The following is a 389-nucleotide window of genomic DNA, read 5'->3' on the forward strand; positions in this document are numbered from 1 at the left end:
GGATATGGCTTATCGCTTATGGCAACCAGATTTTCTCGATAAGTTGCATGAACTGGGTATCCACATCGCATCGTCCATGTACCCTTCAAAACCAGAAGGTGTTTCAAGCGTGAATATCGGTTCTGATACCTCGGTGTGTTTGATGAAAGCGTCTCACCCGCTAGCGAGTTGTAAAGAGCTAACGGTGGATGCTTTACTCAGCTATTCGCACATAAAAGTCACGGGTGGCGGCGATAAAGATTCAAGCACCGACACGGTTTTAAAAGAGATGGGGTTGGCGCGACATATCACATTTAAAGTCCCATTTTTCTCGGCGGCGGTTAATCGCCAAGTCTCAAGTGAACATTTGATGGTCGTCCCTGAGCATATCGCGGTGAACCTCGCTAAGC

General features: G+C 47.6%; 1 protein-coding gene. It reads left to right on the plus strand.

Features of this window, described 5'->3' with window-relative positions:
• A partial coding sequence (locus UF06_RS09125; RefSeq protein ID WP_045570174.1) for a LysR substrate-binding domain-containing protein occupies nt 1-389 on the plus strand: 389 nt, incomplete at both ends.

The organism is Vibrio sp. S234-5, assembly GCF_000960595.1.
In the GTDB taxonomy this organism is placed as follows: domain Bacteria; phylum Pseudomonadota; class Gammaproteobacteria; order Enterobacterales; family Vibrionaceae; genus Vibrio.